The organism is Allobaculum sp., from assembly GCF_047010065.1.
Classification (GTDB): Bacteria; Bacillota_I; Bacilli_A; order Erysipelotrichales; family Erysipelotrichaceae; genus Allobaculum; species Allobaculum fili.
In genome coordinates this window covers 1-15647 of record NZ_JBKXLD010000054.1, presented here as the reverse complement: position 1 = coordinate 15647, position 15647 = coordinate 1, and the positions used below count along the sequence as shown (strand labels likewise).

Sequence of the window (15647 nt, the reverse complement as noted above, 5' to 3'; positions counted from 1 at the left end):
CAGACGGGCGGCTGCCATGAGCACACCGGGAACGTTTTTGTCGCAGTTTGGGATCATGACCAGAGCGTCAAACGCGTGGGCGAGCGCCATGGCTTCCGTGGAATCCGCAATCAGATCGCGGGTGACCAGAGAATAGCGCATGCCGTTATGGCCCATCGCAATTCCGTCACACACCGCAATCGCCGGAAAAACGATGGGCGTTCCGCCAGCCATCGCCACGCCGGTTTTGACCGCTTCGGTAATTTTGTCGAGATTCATGTGGCCGGGAACAATCTCGTTGTAGCTCGAGACGATTCCGACAATTGGACGGTCGATTTCTTCCTGGGTAAGACCCAGTGCGTGCAGCAGACTTCGCTGCGGGGCTTTATCAAACCCCTTCTTCATTTCATCGCTTTTCATTGCGTACTCCTTTGGCCCCGCAAATCCGGAAGCGGATCTGGGAACCTTCCTCTTTTTTCTCTTAGGTAAATCTCTTTTCTCTTTCGTATTCTTCAGTCAAAGGCCGATATTCTGTTGGCCTCGACTGTTCTTTTCTTCTTATGGATTGGATCACTGTATCGGATGATTGTCTTCATCGGACCATGATCTGCATTTTTCCTAGCGCCTATCCGCCTGCTTTATTTGCGGAGTTTTACGCCGTACCAGGCAACGCCTTCACCCTTCCAGCCGTTTTCGGTCAGAAATTTCTGTTCCGCGGCGCTGACGGTAAAGTTGTGCGCGCCGGTTTTCGCGTTCGGGTTATACGCCCTATACAGCGGCAGAGCGCTGGCCTGATCGGTATTGGAATACCAGCCGATTTTTTCCTCCGTCCAGCCCTGGCTGACCAGAAAGTCTTTTTCCGTTTCCTTCAGGGTGTAGTGATGGTCGCCGACATTCGGGTTGTACAGACGATAAACCGCGCTGCCGGTATACGGCGCGATCCAGCCGATGCCTTCATAGCGCCAGCCAAAGCGAATCAGGCTGTTTCGCTCGTTTCGATCGGCGGTATAAAAGTGCTCGCCGGAGTTCGGGTTGTACAGCCGGTACATGTTCTGATTGCCATCGCCTGGCTGGGGTTCCCACGTTCCTTCCAGCGCCTTCTGTTCGTATTCGTTGAGGGCGCCGCGCAGTTCGTCGGTCGTATACATCGTTTCCGCCGCATCCTGGAAAAAGAACACCTGTCCAAAGAGCGGTCCTGGATTTTTGCCGTTTTGCGCAATGGCGAAACCGGTCAGTACATAGCGCGGATCGACGATATTGCGATAATGGCTTCCCCGCTCTGGTTTTTCACGGGTGTACCAGTAGTCAAACGGATTGCTTCCGCTGCCAAAGGGTGTGCCGGTGGACCCGCCCCAGTACAGGTTTTCCCCGACATCAAATATTCGGGAATGATCGAGACTGTTGGAGGAATAGTCGGTCTGCACCATGGCGACGGCCATCATCGTCAGCGAAACGCTCAGTTCCGGCTGATTTTCCTGACGGCGCAGCGCGTTGCACTGATCGATATAGTCCAGAGCCTGTCGAAAATGAGCGATAGACATGGCATCGCGGGAATCGTGCAAATCGCCGATGCCGTTTTCCAGGCCGTAAATCAGTACAGCCGCCGCTTCTTTTTCCGGACGCGTCAGCAGAAATCCAAGAATGCCTAAAGACAGCGGATCTTTCCCGTCATACAGGGCGACCCACTCTTCGACCGTTTTTCCGGAGTGCGTCATATCGATGCGCCGAACCTTCTGCGCGGACGAAAGCGAGATTCCGACTCCATCTGCAGGTACGTCACTCCTATGGACTTCCGCTTCTTCCGGTTCCTGTGCCTGCAGGCGCGTAAATGTTCCGCTGGCACCAAGTGTCAGGCAGGCGGCAAGACTCGAGGCGAGCCATGCGTTTTGTTTTTTGCGGCTGCAGATGGCTTTGTTTTTCTCTGCAGAATGGATACGATTGGTGATCCCGTGTGCTTTGAGCGAACGGGCTTCTTTACTGGACGGACAATCCATGGCCTGATCTCCTTTATTTGAATTCGTTATACTCTCCATTATATATATCGAATATATGTATTCTGAATTCTTCAGCGCGGATGGTTCGGACCGGGTACGATCTGGTCCTCTTTCCGTCAGTCTGTCGTTTTGTGCGATGAATCAAAAGGCCCGTCAAACGGGCCTTTTTTCGGTTGCACGAGGCAATTCCATTAGTTGTTGACGAGTTTGTCTTCGTCAGCCCAGGAATACAGAGCGCGGATTTCTTCGCCGACTTTGGAGCTTGGATGCTCTTTGGCTCTCTTTCGCATTGCGCGGAAGTGCGCCTGGCCGCCTGCATCGGACATGTCGAGCAGGAAGTCTTTTGCGAACGTACCGTCCTGGATGTCCTTGAGGATCTGTTTCATGGCTTTCTTTGTATCTTCGGTGATGATCTTTTCGCCGGTGATGTAGTCGCCGTATTCAGCGGTATTGGAAATGGAGTAGCGCATGCCTTCGAAACCAGACTGGTAGATCAGGTCAACGATCAGCTTCATTTCGTGAATGCATTCGAAGTAGGCGTTTCTTGGGTCGTATCCCGCTTCCACGAGAGTTTCAAAACCAGCCTGCATCAGAGCGACAACGCCGCCGCAGAGCACGGCCTGTTCGCCAAAGAGGTCGGTTTCGGTTTCAGTACGGAAAGTCGTTTCCAGAACGCCCGCACGGGAAGCACCGATTCCAGCTGCATACGCCAGACCGAGTTCAAGCGCGTCGCCGGTTGCATCCTGTTCTACAGCGATCAGAGAAGGAACGCCTTTTCCGGCTTCGTATTCAGAACGAACGGTGTGGCCAGGTCCTTTTGGAGCGACCATGATGACGTTAACGTCCGCAGGCGGAACGATCTGTCCGAAGTGGATGTTGAAGCCGTGGGCAAAGGCGAGTGTCTTGCCGGCTGTGAGGTTTGGCGCGATTTCTGTACGATACACGTCTTTCTGCTTTTCATCCGGGATCAGAATCATGATGATGTCGGCCGCTTTTGCAGCTTCAGCAACCGGCAGAACTTCGAAGCCCTGTTCCTTGGCTTTTTTCGCGGAGCGGCTGCCTTCATACAGGCCGATCACAACGTCTGCGCCGGAGTCTCTGAGGTTGAGCGCATGCGCATGACCCTGAGAGCCGTAGCCGATGATTGCGATCTTCTTGCCTTTCAGACGGTTTACATCGCAGTCCTGTTCATAAAAAATTCTGTTTTCCATGTAGATCGTATGTCCTTTCCTGGGAGTTTTCCCTCAAATTTACGGGCTGCTCCAAACCTTAAAACTGGATGGAGCAGATCTCGCTGCCAGTGGGCAGCGGCCAAAAGTTCCGTTCGGCCAAGACTAGCCGATCAGGTCCTTGCGGTCAGTTTCCATGAAGGCGAATTCATCAAGATCGTCTTCGTACAGGTAGTGGCAGCCTCTCTGAAGCGCCACAACGCCGGTCCGGGACATTTCGAGAATGCCGTAGGGACGGACGATTTCGAGAAACGCGTCAATCTTTGTCGATTCTCCGGTAATTTCCACGCAGAGGGTGTTGGGGGAGAAGTCGATAATCTTGCAGCGGAAAATGTCCACCGCGCTGACGATTTCCGGACGGGTTTCCGGGGTGTTGCGCAGCTTGATGAGCGCGAGTTCGCGCGATACGCGCTGGGCCGGAACCATTTCCTTAACGTTTTTTACGCAATACAGCTTTCTCAGCTGCTTAATGCACTGGGAGCGGATTTTCTCGTCTCCGTTGACCGAGATCGTAATGCGGGAGATCGCCGGATCTTCGGTAGCGCCGACGGTCAGCGAGTTGATGTTGAAGCCGCGGCGGGTAAACATGCTGGCGACGCGCGTCAGTACGCCGGAGTAGTTGTCGACCAGGCAGGCGATTTCAAATTTTTCCATCAGATTTCCTCCCGCAGGGTGATGATCTGCTCCATGCTGCCTCCAGGCGGAAGCATCGGAAGTACGAATTCATCCGGATCGATTTTGACGTCGATCACGACCGGGCCGCTCTTCGCCATGGCTTTGGCGATGACTTCCGGCATTTCTTCAAGCGTATCAATATGGAATCCCGGAACGCCGAACGCTTCCGCGATTTTCGCGAAGTCGCTTTCGCGGTCTTCCAGGTTTGTATTCGAGTAATGGGCGCCATAGAACAGAGTCTGCCACTGACGGACCATGCCGAGCACCTTGTTATTGAAAATGACAACAACGACTGGAGCGCCGGTTGCCTTGAGTGTTGCGAGTTCGCCCAGGTTCATGCCGAAGCTGCCGTCTCCAGTAAAGAGAATCGTACGCTTGCCAGAACCAAATGCAGCACCGATCGCGGCGCCAAGACCGAAGCCCATCGTGCCCAGGCCGCCGGAGGAAACAAACGTCCGCGGCTGCTGGAACGGGAAGGACTGAGCGACCCACATCTGATGCTGGCCGACATCGGTCGCAATCGGCGTAGAGGCATCGCAATAGCGCGCCACTTCGTGAATCAGCGCCTGCGGCGTCAGCTTATGCGGATTGGCGAGCTGTTCCTGCTGATTCAGTTCCGCCTGCTTCAGATCGGCTATGCGCTGATGCCAGGAGGGATGCGTCTGCAGATTGACCGCGTCGAGCAGTCGCTGTACCGCGTCGTGGATGTCGCCGGCCAGGCCGAGCGTTACCGCTACGTTTTTATTGAGCTCTGCCGCATCAATATCGAGATGCAGGATTTTCGCCTGTCTGGCGTATTTCTTTACGTTGCCTGTAGCCCGGTCGGAGAAGCGGCAGCCGATCGCGATGATCAGATCGCATTCGTTCTGCGCCATGCTCGAGGCGTAGTGGCCGTGCATGCCTTCCATGCCGAGGTAGCGGGGATGGTCGGTCGCTACGGCGGAAAGCCCCATCAGCGTGCAGCCGATCGGCGCATCGATCTTTTCGGCCAGACGCATGATTTCATCGGAAACTTCCGCGCCCAGCGAACCGCCGCCAATATAAATATAGGGGCGCTGGCTTTCGTTGATCATTTCCACCGCAGCAGCCATCTGTTTTTCGTTGACAGTTTTTTCCGGCATTTTTTCGGAATAGCCAAGCGGCTCGTAATCCGTAATTCCCTGCTGAACGTCTTTGGGAACGTCGATCAGCACCGGACCCGGACGGCCGGACTTGGCAATTTCAAACGCTTTATGAATGGTCTGTGCCAGCTCGTCGATGGAGTTGACGAAAAAGTTGTGTTTGGTAACCGGCAGAGTCACGCCGGTAATGTCTACTTCCTGAAAGGAGTCGCGCCCGATCAGATTCGTGGATACGTTTCCGGTAATGGCCACCAGAGGAACGGAATCCAGATAGGCTGTCGCGATTCCGGTCACCAGGTTGGTCGCGCCCGGACCGGATGTCGCAATGACCGTACCGACTTTTCCGGTTGCCCGGAAATAGCCGTCTGCCGCATGACAGGCATGCTGCTCATGCGAACACAGCACGTGCTTAAGACGATCCTGATAGGCATATAAAGCATCATAGAGGTCAATAACCTGTCCGCCCGGATAGCCGAAAACGGTATCCACGCCCTGTTCGAGCAGGCTTTCTACGATGATTTCCGCACCGCTTTTTTTCATGATGAACCTTCCTTTTTTTTCGATTAGGTTTGTTATATCACACCGAAATTTTCGGTGGTGAAGAAAATGTAACAAGTTTCCAAAACTTGTGTTTATTTCCATTTTGTTACATTTCTCCTGCTCTCTGTAACCGGTTTCATTAAAAAGACAATAAATTCGGCTTTACCAGAAGAGCGATTTGTATTTATCCATTCTAGGCAAGCCGATTTTTAAAATCAAAATCGTTTCGGTTCTTGTTCAATCCTGTCCAAAAAGAGTGAGAAAAACGTCCATAGTCCGCGATCTTCCCGCCAGCGGCTTAGATTCCCCTGCGCCAAACCGAATCACTGCCATTAAAAAATGCCTTCTTCATCGTTTCTGGGATGAAGAAGGCATCGTTCATTCGTTTTCTTAAAGCGGACGTATTTTTCAGCGACAGGCAGCAGGACTCTGTTTCCTGTTTTGCAAATCTAAGCCTGCAAAGGAACTGCGGATTCCTGCGGTGCGCTCTGGATGGCATCGCTTGCCGGAGGCGCTGGCCGTTCCACAGGAGGCGTCACTGTCCCCTGATCGCCGCCGCCAGGAGGCGTGACGGTTCCGCCCTGGTCTCCTCCGCCAGGCGGGGTTGTTCCGCCTGTGTCTCCTCCGCCGGGAGGTGTGGTCGATCCGCCCGTATCGCCTCCGCCGGGAGGTGTGGTCGATCCGCCCTGCGAATCGTCGCCCGTATTGTCTCCGGGATTGACAGGCGGCTCAGCTGGAGGCAGATTTGGAGCTTGTCCTGAACTGTTGTTTCCGGGATCATTTCCGCCCGGGTCCGGGGCATATCCGGGATCGGATGGCGGGGTTACAACTGGAGGTACGTAAATGTTGTTGTTGACAGCAGGCGGATAGTAGTAGTCCGGATCCTTGAACTGATCCGCATTTTCTTCATAGAAGTTGCCGTCCGGCTGTTCAACCATTTCGTTTTTCGGCGTGTCGTCTTTCTGATTGCCGCCGTTGGTCTGGTCGCCGCTCATGATGACGTTGTTGTAGTAATCCGACTTGGAAGCAAGTTCCGCATTGAACGCCAGCAGACCAAGGTTTTCGATCAGCGTCTGTTCGTTTGCATACAGGCTTGTTCCCAGACCGAGACGATGGCCTTCGATATCGATGCCCATCGCTTCGATAATGGTCGGGAAAATATCGAGCGTGCAGTATTCACGCGTCTGATTCAGCGTATATTCCGGGCCGTTGAGCACGGTGAAGTACGCCTTGCGCGAATAGTCCGAAGGAATGTTCGGACCGACCGATCCATCCATGCTCAGATGGTCGCCCGAGAGGATGATCGTGGTATTTTCGTAAAACGGCTGTTCCTTGAGCCAGTCGATGAAGGCGCCGACTTTGCGGTCCGAGCAGTGAATGACGTTTTTGTACTGCTCGTCAAATTCGTCCGTGCAGTCCTTGCACTTGTAGCCGTCTACGAAATGCGTGTCGGCCGTGAGCATGGTGAAGTTGAACGGTTCCTCGTTTTTCGAAATCGTATCCAGTTCTGCCTTGGCCCAGTCAAAGAGCTTCTCGTCTTCAAAGCCCCACCATACGCGGTAATCGGAAGGAATCTTCTTTTCGCGGATGGCTTCATCGTAGTCGAGCACTTCGTAATCGCCGTGCTGCTTATAGTAGTTGGTCCGTCCGGCATAGGCGCCTTCCGAACCGCACATGAAGTAGTTTTTATAGCCGTTTTCTTTCAGAATGTCGCCCATCGCCGTCAGATTCGGCATGAACTGCACATCCGAGTCCAGATTGTGAACGAACGCCTGGTTGCCGACATTCAGTGGTACGCCCGCGCTCTGCGCAACGAGTCCGGCAATTGTCCAGCCGGAGTTGTTGGTCACATAGGCGCCCTGTACGTCCGGATTGTCCGCTGCAGCAAAGCTTTCGCCTTCCTGCTGGAGCGCTGTCAGGTTCGGAATGAGGTCTTCCTCATATCCCCCGCCGTTTTCGCGGCTGGCGTACGTGCTTTCCATGGATTCCATAACAATATGGATCACGTTGCGCTTCTTTTCGGGGAACGTCAGCTTGACGTCGTCTGGCTGTACGAAATGGTCTTCATACAGTTCGCTGACGCGGTTGGCGTTCTTGACATATTCTTCGTAGCCGACCGCATCGAGTCCGGTAAAGACGCCGCTGATCGCCAGCGCGGCACAGATCACAATCGCCGCAACCGAAGACAGGTTGAACGCCAGATTCCATTTTTTATCCGCAAACAGCCTGCGGCCTTTTTTCTTTAAGCGGATGCGCTTGATGCAGAAATACATGTACACTCCAAAAACGAGCGTACCGATGATCAGCAGCAGCCAGTTCTGTTCAAAAAATCCCGCTACAGCCGCCCCGATTGTTCCCTGCGCTCCTTCTGCACCCGCGTTCAGCGTATACAGCACCTGGGAGAAGCTGGTCACCTGAATGACCTGCGTCAGGTAATAGATCGTATAGAAAACAATGCAGGCGAGCCAGAACAGGATATAAGCGAGAATTCCAGTAAAAATCCACATAATCCTTTTTCCTTTCCGATTCTGCTTCTTTCCTCATTAAATTTTTTACGGCCTGCTGCATCCGCGTAAACCGTCTTTGGCAGCTTGCCCGTAAAAAGGTTTTTCGTTTTGTGTTTTCGGTTCCGTTTTCTCTTTCCAAAACCGTTTTAAAAGCGGATTCCGATTTTACCTTCGCGTAAAATCCGGTTTTCCGATTGAGAGAAACGGACACTAATTTCACATAATACGGGATTCGGCATGGATTACAAGCGATTGAGGATTTTCCTGAAATCTTCGAAGAAAGGGCCAAATCCTTTTGAAACTATGTGAAATGTTTTTATTCTTTCAAATGAAAAAAGCACCCGAAGGTGCTTTTGCATTTCCTGTTTATTTTCTGTTTTCCGTTACTTCGACGCGGACTTTCTCTCCGCCGTCTACCAGATCGAATGTGATCTTGGAGAAGGCGTCCAGGTTGTCAGCAAGAATTTCACGGACCGTCGAGAACACTTCATCCTGGCTGGCTTCACTTGGCGTGTCGTATTCAATCGACGTTACGATATGTTTTTTTCCCTGAATATCCGTCAGGTCTTTGACAATTGAACTCATAATATATGTCCTCTGGACCAAGTTTAAACCCCGCAGGCGCTGAAATCAAATCTCAGCTTTTGGCTTTTCCCACCGGTTTCTCAGCGGCCGATCGCTCTGCAGGCCTGTTTCCAGTCTTCGTATTCCTGTCTGGCAGCTTTTCGGTCGTTTTCATCAAGCACGCGAATGACGCGGCACGGATTGCCAGCCGCAAATACACCACAGGGAATATCGTCAACCACAACCGAACCGCTGCCGATCACACTGCCTTCATGAATCGTGACGCCGCCGTTGATCACACAGCTGCCGGCGATCCAGACATGATCTTCAATAACGATGGGCAGCGCTTTTTCCAGACCCGTTTTGCGAATGTCTCGATCCATGGGATGAACCGGGGTGTAAAACGAACAGCGCGGCCCGATCAGAACATGATTTCCAATTACGATCTTTCCTTCATCGAGCATCAGACCGTCCATATTGATCATGGAGTGTTCTCCAATATAAATCCGATGACCGAGATCGCAGTAAAACGGCAAGACGATATGCGCGTTGGCACTCATGTTGGGCACAAGCACGCGAAGCAGCGTCTGGGCTTCTTCTTCTGTCGGCGCCTGCGCGATCTGGCGCATCGTCTGGCGGGCAAAACTCCAGTGGCCGTCCTTTACTCCATACACATCGTACAGAAGACCGGCATCTCTGCGGCTGGACTGCAGAGAAATTTCCGGATGGCTCAGATCGGGATCGAGAGGCGAATCGAAAGAAGCGGACGCAACACTAGCCGCGTCCGTATTCTTTTTCGATTCCTGTTTTGAATCTGGATTCATTGTTGAACCGGACTTAGCACACTTTGCGCGTCCAGCCGAATTTGTCTTCGACATTGCCCCACTGAATGCCGGTCAGCGTATCGTACAGCTTCTGGGTGAGGTCACCTGTCTTGAAGTCATTGATAACGGCTTTTTCGCCTTTGTAGCAAAGTTCGCCGATTGGAGAAATAACGGCTGCGGTACCGGTACCCCACGCTTCCTGCAGTCTTCCGTCGCGGGCAGCGGCCATCAGATCGTCAATGGACAGATGTTCTTCGTGAACGGGGTAGCCAAGATCGCGGACGATGTGCAGAATCGAGTCGCGGGTTACGCCCGGCAGTACAGTTCCGTCAACCGGAGCGGTCCAGATTTCGCCGTCGATCAGGAACATGACGTTCATGCTTCCGACTTCTTCGACATATTTCTTGTGGACACCGTCCAGCCAGAGAACCTGGGTATAGCCCTGTTCTTCGGCTTTTTCCTGTGCTTTCAGTGAGCCGGCGTAGTTGCCGCCGCACTTGGTGAAGCCGGTTCCGCCTGGAGCGGCACGTACGTATTCATCTTCCACCCAGATTTTTACCGGAGCCATGCCTTCTGGATAGTAGGCGCCTACCGGGGAAAGGATGATCATGAATTTATAGGAAACCGCCGGATGTACGCCAACAGCGGCTTCGGAAGCGAACATGTAAGGACGGATATACAGAGATTCGCCCTCGTTAGCGGGAACCCAGTCCTTTTCGACGCGGACGAGTTCTTCAATGGCCTGTACAAACAGATCTTCCGGAACGGCCGGCATCGACAGACGGCTATTGGAGTTGGCAAAACGCTGCGCGTTTTTTTCCGGACGGAAGAGCTGAATGCTGCCGTCTTTTGTGCGGTAGGCTTTCAGACCTTCAAAAGTTTCCTGCGCATAATGAAGAACCATGGAAGCCGGATCCATTTCGATCGGTCCAAACGGGACGATGCGGGCATCATGAAAGCCGCCCTGATCCTTATCGTAATCACAGATGAACATGTAGTCGGTGTAGTATTTGCCAAAGCCAAGCGGGCCCTGGGGTTTTTCTTTCAGTTCTTTGCGCGGTTCAAAACGAATATCCATACAAATAAACCTTCCTTCTTTGAATTTTCTTAACCTTACGCCCCGCATAATTCTTTGGCAATCGGTGCGGGGCAAACGCCGTGATCCCGACGAAAAAATGAATCAAAACCATGCCAAAACCGACAATCTTCTTTCAGTCCGCTTTCAAAATGTTTCTTTGTTTTCACTACTTGACGATTTTAAGAAAAAACACGGCTCCCGGATAGCTGTCCGGGCTGTTCCCGCCGTCACTGCCTTCGGATTTTCCGTCCGTTTCGGTTTGCCGCCGCCTTTTCTCAAGGACACCGCAAAAAATGAAAAATGCTTTCCTTTCCCCACCTTTTTGAACCCTCTTTTCCCGAATTTTGCGGATTGGAATGACCAGAGGAATCAGCCAATGACGTGCGTGCTATACTGTTTCAGATTTTCCAGAAAGAAAGAAGGAAACAAAATGAATCTGATCATCCCAGAAAACTATGACCCGGTCCTCGATATTCGGCAGACCCAGGAAGCCATCAAATACATTCGGGATACTTTTCAGCACGAATTTGGCAAGGAAATGAACCTCACCCGTATTTCGGCACCGCTTTTTGTACCGAAAAGTTCCGGACTGAATGACAACCTGAACGGTGTGGAACAGCCGGTTCACTTTTCCATGAAAGTCCTTCCGGAAGAAGATATTGAAATTGTGCATTCCCTCGCGAAATGGAAACGCGCCGCTTTAGGCAAGTACGGCTTTGGCCTTCATGAAGGTCTCTATACCAACATGAACGCGATCCGTAAGGACGAAGACCTCGACAATCTCCACTCCGCCTATGTGGATCAGTGGGACTGGGAAGAAGTCATCGCCAAAGACGAACGCACGGAGCAGACGCTGCGCGAACATGTACTTCGCATTTTTAAAATCATCAAGCACATGGAACACGAAGTCTGGTACAAATACCCGCAGGCGGTAAACCGCCTTCCCGATTCCATTACCTTCATCACATCCCAGCAGCTTCTCGACCGCTATCCCGATCTTTCTCCGAAAGAACGTGAAGACGCGGCGACAAAAGAATACGGATGCATCTTCCTGATGAAAATCGGCGCTCCGCTGTCCAACGGTCAGAAGCACGACGGCCGCGCGCCGGACTACGACGACTGGCAGCTTAACGGCGATATCCTGTTCTGGTACGAACCGCTCCAGACCACGCTGGAAATTTCCAGCATGGGTATCCGCGTCGACGAAAACTCGCTGCACGACCAGCTGAAAGCGGAAAACGCGCTCGACCGGGAAAACCTGCCGTTCCATAAAGCCATTCTGGAACAGAAACTGCCATACACCATCGGCGGCGGTATCGGTCAGTCCAGACTGTGCATGCTTCTCCTTAAGAAAGCGCACATCGGCGAAGTTCAGGCGTCCATCTGGCCGCAGGATATGCTCGATGCATGCGAAGAAGCCGGCATTCAGATTCTGTAAGAATAAGAATCCTGTATTTCCATTCGACACAGGCTAGACACTGGGCAGTTCTTTCCGTCCTGCTGATTCAAAAGAAAAGCAGCCGCTCACGCGGCTGTTTTTGTATGCATTTTTAAAATTCCAGTTTCGATCTTTGCAGGTTACGAAGAACAAAATCGTTTGAGAATCCCTTTATTCTTCGATGAATTCGCGAATCTGATGCAGATCGAGGGAAGGATACTGTTCGAGGAATTCAAGCAGTTCGCGTGCCATGATCTTGGCGCCTTCCGTCTGTTTGGATTCGATGTTGAGCGGAAGCAGATTTTCGTGCAGCGACATGCGCAGCAGAGCCCATCCGTCACCATGATCCGTACCAAATTTCAGACGGACGCCTTCGTAGTTTGGCTGTACGAGCGTAATCGTGCTGCTTTCCTGCGCGGCGTACGCCTTGAGATCTTCAATGACCTGGCGGCCATATTCCTTGAACGCCTTCTCGTTAATTTTGAGACGGAGTTCCTTTTCGGCTTTTGGATGGCCGAGCGAAGCGATCAGATCGCTGATGGAATGCGAAGCCGCTTCGACCACAATCCGGCTGGCGAGATAGGCGCCGTCATCCAGATAGTAGTTTTCACGGAACGCCGCATGACCGCTGGTTTCAATGGCCAGTTCGGCATCGACGCCTTCGTCGTTCAGACGCTTGGCTTCGTTAATGACATTTTTGTAGCCGCGTTTGAAGCGGTGATGATGGATATTATGCTTCTCCAGGAATTCGCCAAGCTCATCGGACGTAACCGAATCCGTTACTACGGTCATGCCCGGATGATGACGAGCCGCCAGAACGGATGCCAGAGCGACAATATCGTTACGTCCAATCGGGTTCCCATTGCCGTCTACAGCAGAAGAGCGGTCGACATCGGTATCGAAGATGATGCCCAGATCCGCATGATTGTCTTTTACCGCCTTTACGAGCGATGCCATGGCTTCCGGATTTTCCGGGTTTGGAATGTGGTTAGGGAAATGTCCGTCCGGATCGAGGAACTGGCTGCCTTCGGTATTCGCGCCAAGCGGCTTCAGAACCTGATCGACGAAGAAACCGCCGGCACCGTTTCCGGCATCTACAACCACGTGAAGTTCTTCAAGCGGAAGATCGGGGTTCACGGCTTCCTGATCGACTTTTTCCCGAATGATGTTGCGCAGATGCTCCGCGTAGACGCTCATCAGATCCGATTTGGTAATGGAACCGCCGGGTTTATGGTTGAACGCTTCCCGTTCGGCAATATCGATGACCTGAGCAATTTCATTGGAATCCAGGCCGCCGCCTTTATAGAAAAACTTCATGCCGTTGCGGTTAGCCGGCATGTGACTGGCGGTAAGCATAATGGCACCGTCCGCATCGAAATCATCAAAAATGGTCGACATGAACATCGCCGGCGTCGTGGAAAGACCAGTATCAAAAACGTCCACGCCATCATAAACGAGGCCGTCCATGACCGCATGCGCCAGAGCTGGACCCGAAAGACGGGAATCGCGGCCGACCGCGATCGTCATATCCGTTTTGCCGGTCCGTTTGCGCAGCCAGGCCGTAAACGCACGAGCCAGAGCGCGCACTTCCTTATCGGTCAGATTGACCGGTTCTTCCGGATTCAGATCCAGGGCAACTCCGCGAATATCGCTGCCGTTCTGGAGTTCTTTTAAATTCATCGTATTCTCTCCTTTGCGTATGTTTTCTCATCCAGATCCGCAAGCGTGATTTGCCCTTGCGCTCTGGCTTGGTATTCGTATTTCGTCTGAAAACAGATTCTTTCTGGCTTTACCAACCCGATCGAGAATCGTTTTCCATCGTTTTCATTATAGCCGTACCGACATCCTCTCTGCCGGACAGCGCATAAAGAAAACGGCTGTCTAAACCGTGCAGGTTTTCGACAGCCGTTCTGTTCCATCCGCAACGCAGGGTGAAAATGGAATTCAGTTTTTCATAAATTGGAAGAATGTTTAGTGTTCATGGCGGATCAGGCCGAACGCTTTCGAGCATTCCATCACAACGACTGGAACGAAGATCAGACCGATACCGATCAGATACAGTTCGCCCGTCAGATAAATCGTACTGAATGCGCTCATGACACCTGGAACAAAGAGAACCAGCGCCATCATGACAAGGGAGAACAGAGCCGCGTAGTTCAGATGCTTATTGGAGAACACGCCGATTTTGAACAGAGACTGCTCGGAACGCATGTTATACGCCTGAACGGTCTGCGAGCAGGCAAGAACCATGAACGCGAGCGTACGGCCGGCGTTTTCCACATGCATCGTATTTTCACCGATGTAAAACGCGATAATCGCGAGGGCGCCAAACATCAGACCCTGAAGGATGATCCGCAGACCGAAGCCGCGGGCGAAGATGCCTTCATTGCGCGGTTTTGGTTTTGCCAGCATAACCGAATCGGGGACAGCTTCCATGCCCAGCGCAATGGCGGGCAGAGAGTCGGTGACCATATTGATCCACAGCAGCTGCATCGAAAGGAAAATGCTCTGTTTTGAAATCAGCATGACCAGGAATACGCAGATGACTTCGCCGATGTTCGTGCCAAGCAGATAGCCGACGACGTTCTTGATGTTGTTGTAAATGCCGCGGCCTTCCTTGACCGCTGCGAGAATCGTCGCAAAGTTGTCGTCGGTCAGCGTCATGTCCGCTGCACCTTTGGCAACATCGGTACCGGTAATGCCCATCGCTACGCCGATATCGGCGGATTTCAGAGCCGGCGCGTCGTTGACGCCGTCGCCGGTCATGGCAACGACTTTACCCTGACGCTGCCAGCTCTTTACGATACGAATCTTGTTTTCAGGCGATACGCGCGCATAAACCGCGATGTCGTTGACGTTCTGGTCGAGTTCACGATCGCTCATGGCGTCGATCTGACGGCCGGTAACGGCTTTTTCACCCGGCTCAAGAATGCCGAGTTCCCTGGCAATCGCACTGGCGGTAACTACGTGGTCGCCGGTAATCATAACGGTACGGATGCCGGCTTTCCTGGCTTCCGCAACCGCATCCCTGGCTTCCGGTCTTGCCGGGTCAATCATGCCGACCATGCCCAGGAACGTCAGATCCTTCTCAATGTTTTCTGCGGAAAGATCGGAAGGCAGTTCATCGAATTCACGCTTGGCAATCGCAATGACACGCAGCGCGTTTTCCGACATTTTCTGGTTGATCTCTCTGGCTTTTTCCTTGTCGCCATGCGTGATCTTATCGAGCATTTCGTCAACCGCACCTTTAGTGATGGCAACGTATTTTCCATCCATCTTGTTGATGGACGTCATCATCTTTCGATCCGAGTCAAACGGAAGTTCCACAACACGCGGATATTCCTTGTTCAGATCTTCCTGTTTCATGCCGTTTTCGTCAGCGGCCATGACAATGGACGTTTCCGTCGGATCGCCGATCTGAATGGCTTTGCCGTTTTCCCAGCTGATTGTACCGTCGGAATCGAGCGTGCCGTATTTAAGCAGTTCACGAAGACCTTTGGAACTGTCGCTGGTCACTTTTTCCACGACGTTCGAACCGTCGACATAGCCTTCAACGACCGTCATGCGGTTCTGAGTCAGCGTACCGGTTTTATCGGAACAGATGACCGAAGTCGAGCCGAGGGTTTCGACCGCCGGCAGCTTGCGGATAATGGCGTTCTTCTTGACCATGCGCTGAACGCCAATGGAAAGAACAATGG

Annotated in this window: 12 protein-coding genes; 1 reads left to right on the top strand and 11 read right to left on the bottom strand. The window is 52.5% G+C overall.

Going from position 1 to position 15647, the window contains the following annotated elements:
* The 9 genes from ACLUYS_RS06120 to ACLUYS_RS06080 form a co-directional block, all read right to left on the bottom strand.
* On the bottom strand, positions 1-399 hold a 399-nt coding region (locus ACLUYS_RS06120; RefSeq protein ID WP_412659386.1), incomplete at its 3' end, for a dihydroxy-acid dehydratase.
* 218 nt (positions 400-617) lie between these two features.
* Complete coding sequence (locus ACLUYS_RS06115; protein ID WP_230267997.1) at positions 618-1973, bottom strand: CAP domain-containing protein; 1356 nt, start codon at positions 1971-1973, stop codon at positions 618-620.
* A gap of 191 nt (positions 1974-2164) precedes the next feature.
* Positions 2165-3184: a ketol-acid reductoisomerase gene (gene ilvC / locus ACLUYS_RS06110; RefSeq protein ID WP_230267998.1), complete on the bottom strand. Its 1020-nt coding sequence runs from the start codon at positions 3182-3184 to the stop codon at positions 2165-2167.
* 123 nt (positions 3185-3307) lie between these two features.
* Positions 3308-3856, bottom strand: a complete 549-nt coding sequence (ilvN, locus tag ACLUYS_RS06105) for an acetolactate synthase small subunit (RefSeq protein WP_230267999.1) — start codon at positions 3854-3856, stop codon at positions 3308-3310.
* Positions 3856-5538 (bottom strand): biosynthetic-type acetolactate synthase large subunit, encoded by a 1683-nt coding sequence (gene ilvB, locus ACLUYS_RS06100; RefSeq protein ID WP_230268000.1) that lies wholly within the window; start codon positions 5536-5538, stop codon positions 3856-3858. The genes ilvN and ilvB overlap by 1 nt, the downstream gene beginning before the upstream one ends.
* A 449-nt stretch (positions 5539-5987) precedes the next feature.
* The gene (locus ACLUYS_RS06095; RefSeq protein WP_412659385.1) at positions 5988-8045 is read right to left on the bottom strand and encodes a sulfatase-like hydrolase/transferase; all 2058 of its coding nucleotides are present in this window, start codon (positions 8043-8045) and stop codon (positions 5988-5990) included.
* Between the two features lie 366 nt (positions 8046-8411).
* Entirely contained in the window at positions 8412-8630 is a 219-nt protein-coding gene (locus ACLUYS_RS06090; protein ID WP_230268002.1) for a hypothetical protein, read from the bottom strand.
* A gap of 80 nt (positions 8631-8710) precedes the next feature.
* Entirely contained in the window at positions 8711-9487 is a 777-nt protein-coding gene (locus ACLUYS_RS06085; protein ID WP_230268003.1) for a sugar O-acetyltransferase, read from the bottom strand.
* Positions 9447-10511, bottom strand: a complete 1065-nt coding sequence (locus ACLUYS_RS06080; RefSeq protein ID WP_230268004.1) for a branched-chain amino acid aminotransferase — start codon at positions 10509-10511, stop codon at positions 9447-9449. Before ACLUYS_RS06080 ends, ACLUYS_RS06085 begins: the two co-directional genes overlap by 41 nt.
* A gap of 430 nt (positions 10512-10941) precedes the next feature.
* On the opposite strand from ACLUYS_RS06080, the gene asnA reads away from it, so the two are divergent.
* Entirely contained in the window at positions 10942-11949 is a 1008-nt protein-coding gene (gene asnA, locus ACLUYS_RS06075) for an aspartate--ammonia ligase (RefSeq protein ID WP_230268005.1), read from the top strand.
* A 171-nt stretch (positions 11950-12120) separates the two neighbouring features.
* Here the strand turns inward: asnA and ACLUYS_RS06070 are convergent, their stop codons facing one another.
* Positions 12121-13629: a phosphomannomutase/phosphoglucomutase gene (locus ACLUYS_RS06070; RefSeq protein WP_412659384.1), complete on the bottom strand. Its 1509-nt coding sequence runs from the start codon at positions 13627-13629 to the stop codon at positions 12121-12123.
* Between the two features lie 291 nt (positions 13630-13920).
* Positions 13921-15647 (bottom strand): cation-translocating P-type ATPase (locus ACLUYS_RS06065; RefSeq protein WP_412659383.1); only part of this gene is annotated, 1727 nt, incomplete at its 5' end.

Bases quoted from the DNA above. Each gene is read 5' to 3' on its own strand.
- ilvB (WP_230268000.1), bottom strand. From the start codon at position 5,538: ATGAAAAAAAGCGGTGCGGAAATCATCGTAGAAAGCCTGCTCGAACAG.
- ACLUYS_RS06115 (WP_230267997.1), bottom strand. From the start codon at position 1,973: ATGGATTGTCCGTCCAGTAAAGAAGCCCGTTCGCTCAAAGCACACGGG.
- ACLUYS_RS06090 (WP_230268002.1), bottom strand. From the start codon at position 8,630: ATGAGTTCAATTGTCAAAGACCTGACGGATATTCAGGGAAAAAAACAT.
- ACLUYS_RS06095 (WP_412659385.1), bottom strand. From the start codon at position 8,045: ATGTGGATTTTTACTGGAATTCTCGCTTATATCCTGTTCTGGCTCGCC.
- ilvC (WP_230267998.1), bottom strand. From the start codon at position 3,184: ATGGAAAACAGAATTTTTTATGAACAGGACTGCGATGTAAACCGTCTG.
- ACLUYS_RS06070 (WP_412659384.1), bottom strand. From the start codon at position 13,629: ATGAATTTAAAAGAACTCCAGAACGGCAGCGATATTCGCGGAGTTGCC.
- asnA (WP_230268005.1), top strand. From the start codon at position 10,942: ATGAATCTGATCATCCCAGAAAACTATGACCCGGTCCTCGATATTCGG.
- ACLUYS_RS06085 (WP_230268003.1), bottom strand. From the start codon at position 9,487: ATGTCGAAGACAAATTCGGCTGGACGCGCAAAGTGTGCTAAGTCCGGT.
- ilvN (WP_230267999.1), bottom strand. From the start codon at position 3,856: ATGGAAAAATTTGAAATCGCCTGCCTGGTCGACAACTACTCCGGCGTA.
- ACLUYS_RS06080 (WP_230268004.1), bottom strand. From the start codon at position 10,511: ATGGATATTCGTTTTGAACCGCGCAAAGAACTGAAAGAAAAACCCCAG.